The organism is Sphingomonas sp. BK580, assembly GCF_014194975.1.
Classification (GTDB): domain Bacteria; phylum Pseudomonadota; class Alphaproteobacteria; order Sphingomonadales; family Sphingomonadaceae; genus Sphingomonas.
This window is the reverse complement of record NZ_JACIAY010000009.1, coordinates 171,367-187,093: the sequence shown is the minus strand read 5'-3', so window position 1 is coordinate 187,093 and position 15,727 is coordinate 171,367. Positions and strand designations below refer to the sequence as shown.

General features: G+C 65.8%; 13 protein-coding genes and 1 tRNA gene. 8 read left to right on the top strand and 6 right to left on the bottom strand.

From position 1 onward, the window contains the following. Window positions 1–61: 61 nt before the first annotated feature. Entirely contained in the window at window positions 62–2,365 is a 2,304-nt protein-coding gene (locus tag FHY05_RS16125; RefSeq protein WP_183945460.1) for a TonB-dependent receptor, read from the bottom strand. 139 nt (window positions 2,366–2,504) lie between these two features. Between FHY05_RS16125 and FHY05_RS16120 the strand changes: the two genes are divergently transcribed. From FHY05_RS16120 to pcaF, 7 genes are all read left to right on the top strand, one after another. Next, entirely contained in the window at window positions 2,505–3,845 is a 1,341-nt protein-coding gene (locus FHY05_RS16120) for an aminotransferase class III-fold pyridoxal phosphate-dependent enzyme (RefSeq protein WP_183945459.1), read from the top strand. Between the two features lie 63 nt (window positions 3,846–3,908). Then, window positions 3,909–5,615 carry an FAD-dependent oxidoreductase gene (locus FHY05_RS16115; protein WP_221191249.1) on the top strand — a complete coding sequence of 569 codons (1,707 nt, stop codon included), beginning with the start codon at window positions 3,909–3,911 and terminating at the stop codon, window positions 5,613–5,615. Next, window positions 5,615–6,685: a maleylacetate reductase gene (locus FHY05_RS16110; RefSeq protein WP_183945458.1), complete on the top strand. Its 1,071-nt coding sequence runs from the start codon at window positions 5,615–5,617 to the stop codon at window positions 6,683–6,685. The genes FHY05_RS16115 and FHY05_RS16110 overlap by 1 nt, the downstream gene beginning before the upstream one ends. Before the next feature lie 15 nt (window positions 6,686–6,700). Continuing rightward, the gene (locus FHY05_RS16105) at window positions 6,701–7,612 is read left to right on the top strand and encodes an intradiol ring-cleavage dioxygenase (protein WP_260181626.1); all 912 of its coding nucleotides are present in this window, start codon (window positions 6,701–6,703) and stop codon (window positions 7,610–7,612) included. Continuing rightward, window positions 7,609–8,319, top strand: coding sequence for a CoA transferase subunit A (locus FHY05_RS16100; protein ID WP_183945456.1), 711 nt, complete (start codon window positions 7,609–7,611; stop codon window positions 8,317–8,319). The genes FHY05_RS16105 and FHY05_RS16100 overlap by 4 nt, the downstream gene beginning before the upstream one ends. Next, window positions 8,319–8,981 carry a 3-oxoacid CoA-transferase subunit B gene (locus tag FHY05_RS16095; protein ID WP_183945455.1) on the top strand — a complete coding sequence of 221 codons (663 nt, stop codon included), beginning with the start codon at window positions 8,319–8,321 and terminating at the stop codon, window positions 8,979–8,981. Before FHY05_RS16100 ends, FHY05_RS16095 begins: the two co-directional genes overlap by 1 nt. After that, window positions 8,978–10,183, top strand: coding sequence for a 3-oxoadipyl-CoA thiolase (gene pcaF / locus FHY05_RS16090; RefSeq protein ID WP_183945454.1), 1,206 nt, complete (start codon window positions 8,978–8,980; stop codon window positions 10,181–10,183). Before FHY05_RS16095 ends, pcaF begins: the two co-directional genes overlap by 4 nt. Before the next feature lie 328 nt (window positions 10,184–10,511). Here pcaF and bchE read toward each other — a convergent pair whose 3' ends face one another. The 4 genes from bchE to cpdR form a co-directional block, all read right to left on the bottom strand. Beyond that, the gene (bchE, locus tag FHY05_RS16085) at window positions 10,512–12,056 is read right to left on the bottom strand and encodes a magnesium-protoporphyrin IX monomethyl ester anaerobic oxidative cyclase (RefSeq protein ID WP_183945453.1); all 1,545 of its coding nucleotides are present in this window, start codon (window positions 12,054–12,056) and stop codon (window positions 10,512–10,514) included. Between the two features lie 40 nt (window positions 12,057–12,096). Continuing rightward, on the bottom strand, window positions 12,097–13,221 hold the full coding sequence (locus tag FHY05_RS16080; protein WP_183945452.1) for a protein phosphatase 2C domain-containing protein: 1,125 nt from the start codon (window positions 13,219–13,221) through the stop codon (window positions 12,097–12,099). 250 nt (window positions 13,222–13,471) lie between these two features. After that, window positions 13,472–13,546 (bottom strand) — tRNA-Val (locus FHY05_RS16075). A gap of 58 nt (window positions 13,547–13,604) precedes the next feature. After that, complete coding sequence (gene cpdR / locus FHY05_RS16070) at window positions 13,605–13,982, bottom strand: cell cycle two-component system response regulator CpdR (protein ID WP_183945451.1); 378 nt, start codon at window positions 13,980–13,982, stop codon at window positions 13,605–13,607. A gap of 155 nt (window positions 13,983–14,137) precedes the next feature. Here cpdR and FHY05_RS16065 point away from each other — a divergent pair, with 155 nt between their 5' ends. Further along, window positions 14,138–14,980: an N-formylglutamate amidohydrolase gene (locus FHY05_RS16065; protein ID WP_183945450.1), complete on the top strand. Its 843-nt coding sequence runs from the start codon at window positions 14,138–14,140 to the stop codon at window positions 14,978–14,980. Window positions 14,981–15,174: 194 nt separating this feature from the next. On the opposite strand, the gene FHY05_RS16060 is transcribed toward FHY05_RS16065, so the two are convergent. After that, window positions 15,175–15,717, bottom strand: coding sequence for a cytochrome b (locus FHY05_RS16060; RefSeq protein ID WP_183945449.1), 543 nt, complete (start codon window positions 15,715–15,717; stop codon window positions 15,175–15,177). Window positions 15,718–15,727: the final 10 nt, after the last annotated feature.

The following is a 15,727-nucleotide window of genomic DNA, read 5'->3' as shown; positions in this document are numbered from 1 at the left end:
CGGCAGCGCGACAGAGCTGCGGGTGGATGGGCCGAGCCGATGCGGCTCAAGGGTCAGAAGTTCAGAAGCGCCTGCGGAGCTCGATCCCGATCGTGCGCGGTTGGTTGATCGAAACCCGAGCGCGGTTCGGTGCCTCGGCGGCGACGGCGAGTGCGTCGCCGAGGCTGGCGCGCTCGTCCGCCACATTCTTCACGAAGACGGCGACCTCCTGGTTTCCGAAGGCGACGCCGCCTCGCAAGTTGACAATCGAATAGGAAGGGCGAATGCGCGGGATCAGGCGCCCGCTGGCGTCAGTATTCGCGTTGAGGGCGCTGATGCTGTCGCTGACGTAGCTGAAGTCGGCATGCGCGAAGCCGTTGAGGTTGGCAGTGATCGGCGCGGTGTAGTCGGCGCCCAGGTTCAGCGTGTAGCGCGGGACCTGCGGCACGCGGTCGCCCTTGGTGAACTTCGTGCCCGGGGTCGTGGTTGTGAATCTAGCGTCGGTATATCCGAGGCCGCCGGTGAGGCTCAGGCCGCTGAAGGGCCGCGCGGTCAGTTCGAGTTCCAACCCCTGGCTGCGCGCCTTGCCGGCGTTGCCCCTGAACCCGAAACCGCACTGAAGCTGGATACGCTGCTGGATGTCGTCCCAGTCGATCCGGAAACCGCTGATGTTGGCAGTCACCTTGCGGTCGAGCAGAGTTGTCTTCGCACCGGCCTCGTAGCTCCAGACACTGTCGGATCCGTAGAAGGCGGCGTCGGATGGCGACAGGCCGAGCGCCTGCAAGTTGGCGGCGCAGCCCAGCGCCGTCGGTATGACGCCGTTCACCCCGCCGGGGCGGAAGCCCTTGGCGGCGACCGCATAGACCTGGTTGCCCGGCGCGATCTGATACTGGAGCGAGAACTTCGGCTGGATCCCGTCTTCCTTAATCGTCTGTCGCGGGATCGTGGTCGGGCCACCTACAGCGATACCGTCGGACATTGTCTCCGAGGTCGTTTCGACCTTGAACACCCGGGCGCCAACGATGGCTTTCAGCCCGGAGACGACCTCCAGCGTGCCCTCGGCGTAGGCCGCATAGTCCTTCTGAACGATCGGTGTCTGCGTCTGGTACACGAGGTCGGTGCCGAAGGCTCCGTTGAAGAGCGCGTCCAAGCCGGAGATAATGTTTGGCGGGAAGCTGCGGTTGCTCGAGGTGCGATTGAAGAAGACGCCCGTCACGATCTGGAAGGGGCCCCTGAGATCCGAAGCGAAGCGCAGCTCCTGCGTGAACGCGTTGGTCCTGCTGTCGATCTCGATGGACGTCGGCACCGGCGCGATACCGAACGCGCCAGGCGACGCGATGAAATCGGTCTGGTCCTCGACGTCGCGCGACCGCCTGCGGAAATAGGACGTGGACGACGTGAAGGTACCGATCCCGGTGGAGAGCTTCATGTCGTAGGTGGCAAGCAGCCACTTGTCGCGCGAGAACTCAGGCACGTTGAAGAGACGGCGCTGAAGCAGGGCATCGGGCCTCAGGATCGTCGGGGCAGACCCGTTGGTCACGGCCACGTCGGCGAAGGGAAAGCCGTTCACGGACGTCTGTTGGTACAGGACGCGCGGCGTGACCGAGAAGTTGTCGGTGATCTTGAACAGCAGCGCCGCGGATACGCCGTTGACTTTGGAGTCGCCTACGTTGTCGATCGTGGTGGTTTGGCCGGCTGTCGGGCCGACAACGCGCTTGAAATAGCCTGCGTTGTATTCCCGCACGCCGACGATCCGCAGGCCGATCCGTTCGGCAACGACCGGGATGTTGATGGCGCCATCGAGAGAGTAGTTGGCCTTGTCGGTGCCGTCCGTGGTCGACAATGATCCGTGCACTCGCCCTGCTAACCGATCGACGTCAGGCTGGATCGTGATGAGGCGAACGGTGCCACCCATCGAGCGCGCGCCGTAGAGCGTGCCCTGCGGGCCGCGCAGCACTTCGATGCGGTTCACGTCGATGATGCGCGGGTCGAGGGACTCGGCTACAGGCGTCTCGTCGATGTAGAAGCCGGTGGTGTTGCGGTCCGAGATGCCGCGAATGGCGATCGTCCGAGCGCCCGTAGTCCCCTCGGCAGTGTTGCCGAACGACAGGTTGGGGATCGAGGAACCGTAGTCGAAGAAGTTGGTCGCGGCCTTTCGCTCAAGCGACTCGGACGTCACCGCAGTGATGCTGAGCGGCACGTTCTGGACGCTTTCCGAGCGCCTCGTAGCGGTGACCACGATGTCCGCACTATTCGGGTCCGCGGTGTCGGTGCCTGGAGAGCCGGCCTGCTTGCTTGCTTCGATCGATGCCTGGCTCGTTTCAGGTGCCGTCGACTGGGCCGCTGCCGTTTGCGCGAAAAGCGTCACGGTGGCCGTGCCGGCCAACAGGTATGTTCCCCAGGATCGCATCATCACTCCCCCGCGAAGTTTCGTCATTCGGGATGCATGACGCAGATTTGTAATGCGGACAACAGCTAATTGACCAGCGGACAAAAAATCCTTGCTGGTCTGTGACGGAAGCGATATGCCGGCCGTCCTCGACAACTCGGACTCGGTCGTGACCATCCCATCGCCAACCCTCGACATGGCTCTATCGGCGGCGCGCCAGCGCTTCAGCGCTCGCCTGTCGACCAGCGCGGCGATCCACCGCCAAGCAGTCGAGGTCATGCCGGGTGGCAACACCCGCACGGTTCTCCATCACGAGCCGTTCCCGATCGTCATGACGGGCGGGAAGGGCGCATCACTGCTCGACGCCGACGGAAACACCTACGTCGATTTCCTCGGCGAATATTCCGCCGGCATCTACGGACACAGCAATCCGCAAATCCGCGATGCGATCGTAGGCGCGCTCGACAAGGGACTGGGTCTATCCGCGCACAACGACCTTGAACCGCAGCTCGCGCGCCTGATCGTCGACCGCATCCCCTCGATTGAACTGGTTCGGTTCACTAATTCCGGGACCGAGGCAAACCTGCTCGCCCTCAGCCTCGCGCGTGCTGCGACCGGCCGGTCCACCGTGATCGCGTTCAGGGGCGCCTACCACGGCAGCATCCTCACCTTCGTGAGCGAGGGCGCGCCGCTGAATGCGCCTTACCGCTTCGTCGTTGGCAGGTTCAACGACGAGTTCGGTGCCGCGGCGCTGATCGAGGCGCATCGCGACGAGCTCGCCGCGGTCGTTGTCGAGCCGATGCTCGGCGCGGGCGGGTGCATTCCTGGTGATTTGTCGTTCCTAAGAGCCATCGAGAACGGCTGCCGCAGGGCCGGCGCGCTCTTCATCCTCGACGAGGTGATGACGTCTCGACTGTCCGGTGCGGGCCGGCAAGGACAATTGGAGCTGCGCCCTGACCTCACGACGCTCGGAAAGTATATCGGCGGCGGCAGCTCGTTCGGCGCGTTCGGGGGCAGGCGCGACCTCATGGCGGCATTCGATCCCCGGTATGCCGGTGGGCTGGCTCACGCGGGCACCTTTAACAACAACGTCATCACGATGGCGGCGGCGATCGCCGGCCTTTCGCGGCTCTACACGCCCGCCGCTGCCGAACGGTTGAACATGCAGGGAGACCAGCTGCGATCCGCCCTGAACGCGACGTGCTTTCATGCCCGTGTCCCGATGCGCTTCACCGGCCTCGGATCGCTGATGAACGCGCACGGCACCGATCGTCCAATCGCGCGCTTCGAGGATCTGGCCGTTGCGGATCGGCGTATCGTCGACCTGCTGTTCCTCCACCTGCTCGAGTGTGGCTACTACATCGCCCCGCGCGGCTTCGTCACACTGCACCTTGAGATCGACGAGCACCACACAGCGGGCTTGATCGAGGCGGTGTCGCTGTTCTGCGAACGCTATGGCTCGGCCCTTCGCTCATGATCAGTCCTACCTATCAGTCGGCTCCGCGCCGGACCGGGCTGACGCCTGGATCATTAGCTTCGGATGGACTACATGGCACAGCCCTCTGACGACAAACCCATATTGATCGCTGGTGGAGGTCCGTTCGGGCTGACGCTCTCGATCGAGCTGAGCCGGCGCGGTGTCCGCTCGCTGATCGTCGATCCGAAGGAGACCACCGCGGTCAACCCGCAGGCGAACGCGACGCAGGCGCGCACGATGGAGCACTACCGGCGTCTGGGTTTCGCCGATGAGATCCGGTCGCTGGGACTACCTGCCGACTACCCGACAGATATCGCCTATTTCACAAGGTACGCGCAACGTGAGCTGGCACGCTTCCGGCTGCCGTCCTCGGCGGACGCCCCCCAGCTGGTCCGCGGTATGGGTGGGTCGTGGAGCGCGGCGGAGTTGCCGCATCGGGTGTCGCAGAAGTTTGTCGAGCAGGTGTTGCGTCGCCACGCCGAAGCAAGTCCACTAGCGACGATAAGGAACGGCACGCGGCTGGTTGAATTCTCGCAGGACGACGCGGGTGTCGATGCGATCGTCGAGGAGGTTGAGAACGGCGAGACCTTAAAGATCCGAACGCCGTATTTGGTAGGCGCAGATGGCGCGCGCGGCGTCGTGAGGCGTGCTCTCGGCATTCGCTATTCTGGCGAGAGTGGCGTGCAGCGCGACTTCTTCGGCGGCAAGATGGTAGCGCTCTATCTGCGTGCGCCGGATTTCTACAAGGCGATGCCGCACGCCCGCGCATGGATGTACTGGGCGTTCAACAACGAGCGGCGGTCCTGGCTGGCCGCGGTGAACGGGGTCGACGAGTTCGCCTTCCACACGCAGCTGAAGCCGGGCGAGGACGAGGCGATCACGCCCGAGCGCGCGCGCGCGATGTTCCATCAGGTGATGGGCATGCCGCTCGAGATCGAGCTGCTCAATATCGACACGTGGCTCGCTGGCCACGCTCTGGTCGCCGAGAGGTTCATTTCCGGTCGCGTCATAATCGGCGGTGACGCTGCCCACCTTTTCACGCCGGCGGGCGGCCTCGGTTACAACACGGCGGTCGACGATGCCGTCAACCTGGGATGGAAACTTGCGGGTGTGCTCAAGGGCACGGGCGGTCCGGCACTCTTGGAGAGCTACCAGTTCGAACGCTCAAAGCTCGCCGTTCGGAACACGGGTTACGCACGCGCGCTGGCGGAGTCGATTGGAACCTTCCTCCCAAGCCCCGACATTGAGGACGACAGCGCTGCAGGCGAAGCGGCGCGAAGTGAGGCCGCGGACTATTTGAACGCTCATGCGCGCCGCGAATTCAACATTCCCGGCGTGACCTTCGGCGGCCGTTACGATGGATCGCCCGTGATCGTGCCCGACGACACGGAGCCTCCCGAGGACGCCGCGAACACCTACGTGCCGAGCGCGACGCCCGGCGGCAGGGCACCGCACCTCTGGCTCGACGATGGACGAAGCCTTTTCGACCTGTTCGGCTTCGAATGGACGTTGCTGATCCTAGGTGAGCAACAGGATGACGCGGGCTTCGTGCGCGCCGCGCCACGCATGGGAATAGATCTCAGGGTCGTTCATCTTCCACTGGACGCCGTAAGGACGCTCTACGACAGCGACCTCGTCCTGATCCGCCCGGACCAGATCGTCGCCTGGCGAAAGCGCCTCCCCTTCGATCCCAACGAGGTGCTCGCTCGGGTTGTCGGTGCATCAGGCGACCTTTCGGTTCGAAGCCAATCGATGGTCGGGGGAGTGTGATGTTTGAGGCGTTCCTTCACGACGGATTGCCGGCGCGGATCGTGTTCGCGCAAGGCGCAGTCACCCGCCTCCCGGACGAGTGCTCGCGCCTTGGCATCCGGCACGTGCTGATCGTCACGACGCCCGAGCAGGCCGACAAGGGCGAGTGGCTTCGCTCGCTCCTTGGCCCGGTTGCGTCGGGGCTCTTCCCCAGGGCGCGCATGCATACGCCGACGGACGTGAGCGAGGATGCGTGCCGCATGGCCGAAGAACTGCGCTGCGACGGCGTCATAGCGATCGGCGGCGGCTCGACGACGGGCCTTGCAAAGGCGATCGCCCTTCGGACCGACCTTCCGCAGATCGTGATACCGACCACCTATGCCGGATCGGAGGTCACACCCGTTCTCGGTGAGACCGACTCCGGTCGCAAGGCGACGCAACGGACACTCAGGGTATTGCCCGAAGTCGTGATCTACGACGTCGACTTGACTACCGGACTGCCGGTCGGGATGTCGGTGACCTCGGGGATGAACGCGATCGCGCATGCGGCTGAAGCGCTCTACGCGCCACAGGTCAGTCCCATCGTCGCGATGATGGCGGAGGATGGCGTGAGGGCCCTCGTCCGCGCATTGCCACAGATAGCGGCCTCGCCAGCCGACATCGATGCGCGCTCCGAGGCGCTGTACGGGGCTTGGCTCTGCGGCACGTGCTTGGGAGTCGTCGGAATGGCGCTCCACCACAAGCTCTGCCACGTGCTCGGCGGCGCCTTCGACCTGCCGCACGCGGAAACGCATACGGTCATCCTCCCGCATGTCTTGGCCTACAACCTGCCCGCAAGCGACGCGGCGCGGGAACGATTGGCGCGTGCGACCGGCGATAGCGACCCTGCCGGAGCCCTGCTCCGGCTGGCGCGCAGGCTCGGCGCGCCGACCGACCTGCGGTCGCTCGGCATGCCGGAAGGCGGCGTGGCTGAAGCAGCGCGCATCGCCGTCGGCAGCCCGTACCCGAACCCACGGTCATTCGATGAAGCATCCATAGCGCGAATTTTGAAACGCGCGTGGCTTGGTGAGCCTCCGACGGCCGACCAGTAGACGATAAGGAAGAGGATGATGGACGTTGTTCGCGAGGGGCTGCTGCAAGCGGCACAGCCGGCCAGCGGCGCTTTAGACGAAACGATGCTGACCGAAGCGGTGATCGATCGCGTGCGTGGCGCGCCTGATCCGAGAGTGCGGCAGATCAGCGAGGCGCTGGTGCGACACCTTCACGCCTTCATTCGGGAGGTCGAGCCGACCGAGGACGAATGGCGTGCGGGCATCGACTTCCTCACCGCGACCGGCCAGATGTGCAGTGCTACGCGACAGGAATTCATCCTCCTGTCCGACACGCTCGGCGTCTCCATGCTGGTGGACCAGATCAATCACCGTCTCCCCGGCGTGGCGACCGAGACGACCGTCTTCGGCCCGTTCTATGTCGACGCACCTGTCTTCCGCGAGGGGGGCGATATCAGCGGTCATTTCACCGGGCTGCCACTCTACATCGACGGAACGGTGCACAATGAGGCCGGCGAGGCGATCGAAGGCGCCAGCGTGGACATCTGGCATTCTGACGAGCACGGCTTCTACGACCTGCAGAAGCTAAGCGAAGGCTCCGGTCTGGCAGGCCGTGGCCGGTTCTTTACCGGTCCCGACGGGAGCTTCCGCCTCTGGACGGTGCGCCCGACGGCCTATCCGATCCCTGATGACGGCCCAGTCGGCAGGATGCTCAGTGCTCAGGGCCGACACCCGTTCAGGCCCGAGCATGTGCACTTCATGATCGCTAACGACGGGTATCGGACGCTTGTGACCCACCTGTTCGCGCAAGGCGGTCAGTATCTCGAGTCCGACGTCGTCTTCGGTGTCAAGAAGTCGCTTATCCGCGCTTACGAGGAGCACGAGGGCGGCATCGCGCCCGATGGCCGATCCATGGGTGGGCCCTGGCTGCGTCTCAATCACGACTTCGTCCTGGCAACGCAGGCATGACCACGAAGATCTTCGACACGCCGGCCGCAGCGTTGCAGGGGCTCCTGTTCGACGGCATGACGATCATGTCAGGTGGCTTCGGCCTATCCGGCAATCCCGAGAGCCTGATACCGGAGATAAGGGCGGCCGGAACGAAGCGACTGACCGTGATCTCCAACAATGCCGGGGCCGACGGGTTCGGCCTCTGGATGCTGCTCGAGAGCCGCCAAATCGCCCGGATGATCTCTAGCTACGTGGGCGAGAACAAGTTGTTCGAGCAGCAATATCTGTCGGGCGAGCTCGCACTCGAGCTGAATCCCCAAGGTACGCTGGCCGAGCGGATCCGCGCCGGCGGAGCGGGCATACCCGCTTTCTTCACGAAAACGGGTGTCGGCACGGTAGTCGCCGAGGGTAAGCCCGTCGAGGAGTTCGACGGCGTGTTCTACGTCCGCGAGACTTGGCTCCGCGCGGACCTGTCTATCATCAAGGCCTGGCGCGCGGACCCTTCGGGTAATTTGATGTTTCGGAAGACCGCGCGCAACTTCAACCCGAATATGGCGACCGCGGGAAGGATCACCGTGGTTGAGGCGGAGGAGATCGTGCCGGAAGGCGCGATGGATCCGGACTGTGTCCACACACCCGGGATCTATGTCGACCGGATCGTGAGGAGCACGATCAACGATAAGCGGATCGAGAAGCTGACGGTTCGGCCCAGGGAGACGGCGTGATGGCATGGACCCGCGACCAGATGGCGGCTCGTGCCGCGCGCGAGCTGAGCGATGGAGATTACGTCAACCTCGGGATCGGCATCCCGACGCTCGTGGCAAATCACGTTCCACCCGGCGTCAACGTCACGCTCCAATCCGAAAATGGCATGCTCGGCATGGGCCCGTTTCCGTTCGAGGGAGAGGCCGACCCAGACCTTATTAATGCCGGCAAGCAGACGATCACCGCGCTCCCGACCTCCAGCTTCTTCTCCTCGGCCGACAGCTTCGCGATGATCCGGGGTGGTCATGTCGACCTCGCGATCCTGGGCGCGATGGAGGTGAGCGAGACCGGCGACATCGCCAACTGGACCATACCCGGCAAGATGCTGAAGGGGATGGGCGGCGCCATGGATCTGGTCGCCGGCGTCAAGCGTGTCGTCGTTGTGATGGACCACACGAGCAAGCATGGCGATTCGAAGATCCTGCCGGCCTGCACCCTGCCTTTGACCGGTCAGCGCTCCGTCGACCTCCTCATCACCGACCTATGCGTCTTCTCCTGCGACAGGAAAGTCGGAGGACTGACCCTCATCGAGCTCGCGGCCGGCGTGACGTTGGACGACGTGCGGAGCAGGACCGGCGTGCCCTTCGAGAAGGCCATCCAGGAGCAGGGTTCCGACGCATGACCGAGGCATTCATCTGCGATGCGATCCGCACTCCGATCGGGCGACACGGTGGTGCGTTGTCCGCCGTTCGCACAGATGATCTGGCGGCTGTTCCGATCAGGGCGCTCATGGAACGCAATCCAAGCGTCGACTGGGATGCGATCGACGACGTAGTCCTCGGGTGCGCCAACCAGGCCGGCGAGGACAACCGCAACGTCGCGCGCATGGCGACGCTTCTTGCTGGCCTACCGCTATCCGTGCCGGGCACGACTCTGAACCGGCTCTGTGGGTCGGGGCTCGACGCAGTCGGATCGGCCGCACGCGCGATCCGCGCCGGCGACGCTGCCTTCCTGGTGGCTGGGGGCGTCGAGAGCATGACCCGGGCACCCTTCGTGATGAGCAAGGCCAGCGGTCCTTTTTCGCGCGATCAGAGGCTCGAGGACACGACGATCGGCTGGCGCTTCATCAACCCTGCCATGCAGTCGATGTATGGCGTGGATTCAATGCCTCAGACTGGCGAGAACGTCGCGCACGAGTTCCACGTCAGCAGAGAAGATCAGGACCTGTTCGCGCTCGCGAGCCAACGCAAGGCCGCGGCCGCCCAAGAGAGCGGCCGCCTTTCGGTTGAGATCACACCTGTTGCCGTCTCGCGAAGAGGCGGCGAGCCGTTGAACGTGATACATGACGAGCATCCGCGGGCGGATACGACGCTCGACGCCCTTTCGCGGCTGAAGCCGGTCGTCTGCGAGGCCGGCACCGTCACCGCGGGCAACGCCTCCGGCGTGAACGACGGCGCCGCGGCGTTGCTCATCGCGTCAGAGGCGGCCGCGCGCGCGAACAACCTTCAGCCGCGCGCGAGAATCATCGGCATGGCCGCCGCCGGCGTCGCGCCGCGCACGATGGGGATCGGTCCGATTCCAGCCGTACGAAAGCTTTTGGCAAATGCCCGTTTAGCGGTAGACGACCTCGACGTGATCGAGCTGAACGAGGCCTTTGCGTCTCAAGCCCTCGCGGTCTTGCGCGAACTCAGGGTTTCGACAAACGACCGGCGGGTCAACCCAAACGGCGGCGCGATCGCGCTCGGTCATCCGCTTGGCATGTCCGGTGCCCGGCTCGTGCTCACCTCCGCCGAAGAGCTCCAGCAGACAGGCGGAAGGTACGCCCTATGCACTATGTGCGTAGGTGTAGGCCAAGGCATTGCCCTCCTGATGGAACGTGTGTGACTCTGAAGATCGGAAGACCGCCCCCGGCACCAGAGATCGTGCACGCCAGTGGTTGAGTGGACGGAAACAGGGTCGGCGATCGTGCGGCCGTTCGTGACCTGTTGAAGAAAACCGATCGTCTCAACGACGATGAACGTCAGAGAATGACGATCCACCTGCCCGAAAACGCGGTCACGCTCCGGTTGGATGAGGTCGAAAGACATCTGGGAAATTGCCCGCTCTTAAAAGACGATGACAGACGTCCGCTTCTAAATGGCGGTGACTTTACATGTGAATAGCTGTGGCTGGGTCCTTGCTGCAGGTGAGCAGGACCATTCTCGCGTACTATTCATCGCGATGCTGTTGATTGAGCAAGTGGCGCGATCGGACGTCGCAGGGCACGTGTCGGGCGAGACGCCTCTTCCTCGTGGTCCTGCGCGCCGCCCAGGTGGTCGGCTACGGTGCGGCCGTCCTCCCGAACCCGATCACGGAAGAGGAAGCCGAGCACCTCATGCACCCACACGCGCCGACCCATGCGATAGTACCAGCGGATCGCGTGGCGGATGCGAGCATCGGGATGCCATGCCCAGCGAAGCAGCGCGCGCGGCCGAAGCTGGGCCACTGCCTCGATCAGTTTGACCCATAGGAATAAGCGCCAGGGGGGCATCCGCCGCATGCCCAGCACCTGATGCTTGTAGTCCCATTTGGTCCGGTCAGCCTGCACGACCGGGCGGTTAGCGGCGATGCGGAAGAACGGTGTCCAGCGGTGCGGCGTCACGTAGAGCGCCTGGATCTGATCCGCGTCGTAGGAGACGAGCTGACGCAGGCCGCGCCACAGATCGGCGTCGGTCTGGTCTTCGAAGCCGGCCACCCAGGTCACCATGGAGAGGATGCCGTGTTGCCGCAGCAGGCGGATCGCCTCGCGGTCGCTGGAGACCGCGCCGCCCTTGCGGATCAGCTTCAGCGTCGCCTCATCCGTGTTCTCCATGCCCAGAAGGAAGCGCTCGAAGCCCGCTTGCTTGTAGAGGTGCAGGATGTCGGCATCACGCACGATGTCGTCGGCTCGCGTGGAGCCCACCAGCGTCACCGAAATGTTCTCGGCGATAAGCGCCTCGAGAAATGCGCGCCATGGCTTGCGGCCGGCGCTGGGGTTCTCGTCGGCGAAGTTGAACACCTCCACGCCGTGCTCGCGATGAAGGCGCGCGATCTCGCCGGCGAGCAGCACGGGATCGCGGTGGCGCCAGCGCGTCCAGAAGCCGCGCTGGCCACAGTAGTTGCACAGGTGTGGGCAGCCGCGTGAGAACTGCACCACCACGGCGCGCTTGCCGCCCCAATAGCCGTAGCGGGAGTGGTCGATGAGCTCCCAGCCGACACGATAGGCGTCGAGGTCGGTGATAACGGGGGCGGGGGGCGTGCCGACGGGCATGTCGTCACGGCGGAAGGCGATGCCGGGTACGTCGTCCAGAGGCGTCCCGTCCTCGAGTGCGCGCATGAGGCGACGCGCGGTCTCCTCTCCCTCGCCGCGCACCACCGCGTGAACGTGCGGCTCGTCCGCCAGGATCTCGCGCCAGAAGTAGGTCGGATGCACGCCGCCGTAGATGATCCAGGCGGCCGGCAGCCGAACGGCGATCTCGGCTGCGACCAAGCTGATAATCGGCTGAGCGGAGGACGAACCGGAGTGGCCGAAAAGTACCGCGTCAGGAGCGCGAGCCGTCACCTCCGCCACGAGCCGGTCGAGCGGCAGCGGGCCGAGTTCGCCATCAAGCAGCTCGACGTCATGGCCATCGTCGATCAGCGGGCCGCCGATGGCGAGCAGCCCGAGCGGCGGCAGCTGCTCGCGCGGAATGCGGCTGCCGATGGCTGGATGGGGCACGTTGACCAGCAGGATGCGCAAGCGGGAACTCCTCTGCGGTCGGCCCTGATTGCTAGTTGGCTTACTTGAGTGCGGCGGTCACGCTTGGCTCATCGCCTGCGTCCACTCGTGAGAGGGAAGAACTCACCCTCCTCGCCACGAAATCGTGAGCGGCCGACGGTCTCCTGCTCGCGACCTTGGCCATCCATCGCGACCGGACGCCGGAAGATGGTCGCTCTCGTCGAGCCAGCAGTATCGACCCGCCGGCAATACGACGATCGTTGACCGTTTCGCGCGCCAGATGGCTCGTGAGCGCGGACGAAAGAAAACCACTGTAGCCGAACGATGGCTTGGCGAAGCCCGGCGCGATGATCGGTTCGAGGAAGGATGCGCGAGACGCTTCGGATCGAGGGTCCATCGCGCTCGGCTCGAGGTCCTTCGTGACCACCACGAGCGCGTCGACCAACGCATCGTGCCGCTGCCAGCGCATGGCCGATGGCCCTCCGGCGCCGAGGAACGCGCCGGAGCTGGCAGGCGTGTCAGAGGTCGGCCTACTGACGACGAGCCATTCCTCGGCTGAGGCATCTCGCGCCAGGACCGCGCCGCGACCGACGTGGCACACGTCCGTCTTGGCTCCGTCCGATGAGAGTACGATAGCCGTGGTGGCGAAGTCGCTCGGATCGGCCCCGCGTTCGGCGGCAACGGATCGGATCCGATCCCGAGCTAGCAGCAGCCAGCCCTCGACGGTGCCTCTCTCGGGAAAACGGCCGATCTCGGCGGTCCAGCCACCAGCGCAGTCCGCAAGCGTGCGTGCGGCGATCGTGGCGCCCAGTCCGCCGAGGGGCGCTTCCTCGTCGCCTTCGCAGACGATCAGGGTCGCGACGTCGCACCCCTCCGCGAGCAGCGCGATGCAGAATGGCTCGCGAGATCCTTCGGAGCGCCGCTTTGACGGCCCCGCCTGGTCCGCCGAGCTTCCCCAGGACCACCGATTCGTCGGTTCGCAGCACCTTAGAGCCGCCAAGCTCCGCGCTACGAACCTGCCGCTCAGGCGAGTCGGCGCGCCTGATCCGAACGATTCGCCCAGTCTGCTCAGCATCGACGCCTGGCGTGGTCGGCTGGATCGCAGCCGCAAGCTGTTCCATCTACGAACATCACGATCACCTCCGGTGCGCCGGTTCGGTCCGGTGTGCGCCACCGGATCGTGCACCTAGGTTCCCGGATTGTCGACGAGCATTTCACTGCCGCATGCCTGATGGCCCGAGCCGCCCGCCGGATTCTGGAGGGCGGCTACCGTCCTGGCGAAGCGAGCCCCTTTGGCCCGCGGCAAGCAGCCGGGCACAGGGCTGCTGATCAGACCCCGAGGAAGGAACACGCAAACGGCACGCAAGATCTGCTGATCCGTAAACGGCCCGAGGAACTAAAAACCCCGCTAAGTCGCGGACCTAGCGGGGCTTTTATGGTGGGCGTGGCAAGGATTGAACTTGCGACCCCTGCGATGTCAACACAGTGCTCTACCACTGAGCTACACGCCCGAGGGGGGCGCCTCTAACCGGCCTAGGCGGCCGGCGCAAGCGCCTTTTCGCGCGCGCCTCAGATCAGCTCGTTGGCGGCGTCGACGTCGAACAGCCGCTCGACCTCCAGCACGAGGTCGCGCAGGTGGAACGGCTTGGAGAGGACGCGCGCCTGCGGCATCGCGTCGCCGGCCTTCAGCGTCACCGCGGCGAAACCGGTGATGAACATGACCCGCATCCCGGGCGCCAGCTCCTGTGCCTTCTGCGCCAGCTCGATCCCGTCCATCTCCGGCATGACGATGTCGGTGAGCAGCAGGTCGAATCGCTCCTGGGTGATCAGCGGCAGCGCGGCGGTGCCGCGGTCCACCGCGGTGACGGCGTAGCCCGAACGCTCCAGCGCGCGCGTGAGATACTCGCGCATCACCGAATCATCCTCGGCCAGAAGAATCCTGATCATCACGTGTCCATGCTCCCGAGCCGATGCTTATGCCCGATCCGCGTTGATTTTTCCACCAGCGGACATGGTGAACGGCAGGCGTTGCCATCGCTTTAGGCCATAACGAGCGACGATGCGTTGCGGTGCCGCGGTGGCTTCCATAGGGTTGCGCGCAGATGACGCGCAGCTTCCGACTGATCGGCGACACGCCGCCCGCCTCCCCGGTGGTGCTGTCGGTGCCGCACGCCGGGCGCGACTATCCCGTCGCGCTGCGCGACTCGCTGCGCGCGCCGCTGTCGTGCCTCGCCGCGCTGGAGGACCGGTTGGTCGACGCGCTCGCGCTCGCCGCGCGACGCGACGAGACGATGCTGGTGCAGGACTCGCCGCGCGCTTGGATCGACCTCAATCGCGCCGAGCATGAGCGCGACCCGTTGCTCGACGACGGCGCGCGCGGCGGCGCCCCGCTCTCCGCGAAAGTACGTGCCGGCATCGGGTTGGTGCCGCGGCGCACCGCGGCGGCGGGCGAGCTGTGGCGCTGCAAGCTGCGCGCGGGCGAGGTGGAGGCGCGGATCGCCGCGGCGCACCGGCCCTATCATGCCGCGCTGGCGGAGGCGCTGTCGCAGGCGCGGGCGCGCTTCGGCTGCGCGGTGCTGCTCGACATCCACTCGATGCCGCCGATCGCGGGCGGCCGGACGCGGCTGGTGATCGGTGACCGCTTCGGCCGCGCCGCGGGCGCGCGCTTCGTCGCGCGCGTGGAAGGCGCGGTACGGGCCGCGCGGCTGGGCTACACGCTCAACACGCCGTACGCGGGCGGCCACATCCTCGAGCGTCACGCCAGCCCGCACGAGGGCGTCCACGCGATCCAGCTGGAGCTGGATCGCTCGCTCTACCTCGACCGCCGGCTCGACGCGCTCGGGCCCGGGGCGCCGGCGATGGTGGCGCTGCTGCGCGCGACGATCGACTCGCTCGCCGACGAGGCACTGGCGGCGACGGGGAGCACCCCGCTCGCGGCCGAATAAAAAAACCACCGCGTGCGAGCACGCGGTGGCCAAGGTTCAGGGAGGAGACACGCCAGAGGCGTGTCATACGGGCTCGCGAAAGGGGGGACACGAGCGCCGTACGTCCTTAACTTAGGAAGACCGCATTCGGTTGCAACCCCCGCGACGCGAAATGTCGTGATGCTGCGATGAGTCGAGCCGATGCGGTCCCGGGCTCACGCGCCCGGCAGCATCCGCGCCAGCACGCGGTCGCGCAGCACGAGGTGGTGACGCAGCGCCGCGGCGAGATGGAGCAGCACCAGCGCCAGCATCACCCAGCCGAGCAGCCCGTGCGCCTTGGCGGCGCCCTCCGCCGCGGGAGAGGTGACCGGCAGATAGGGCAGGTCAAAGACGCCGAACCAGTTGAGCGGCCGCCGCCCCTGCGGCCCCGAGACCAGCACCCAGCCGCTCAGCGGCAAGGCGACGAGCAGCAGGTAGAGCGTCCAGTGCGTCGCGTGCGCCGCGCCACGCTCCCAACCGGGCGTCCCGGCGGGCAGTCGGGGCGGGCGATGCGCCAATCGCCAGGCGACGCGCAGCGCGGTGAGCGCGAGCACGGTGAGGCCGATCGCCTTGTGCGCCGGCATCAGCGCGCGCAGCGCCGGGATCGGGTCATGCCCGAGCCCCACCGCGATGTTGACGATCACCAGCGCGGCGATGGTCCAGTGGAAGGCGATGGCGACGCGCGAGTAGCGCTCTGCCTGATATGCCCGCGTCGCCATCGCCGTCTCT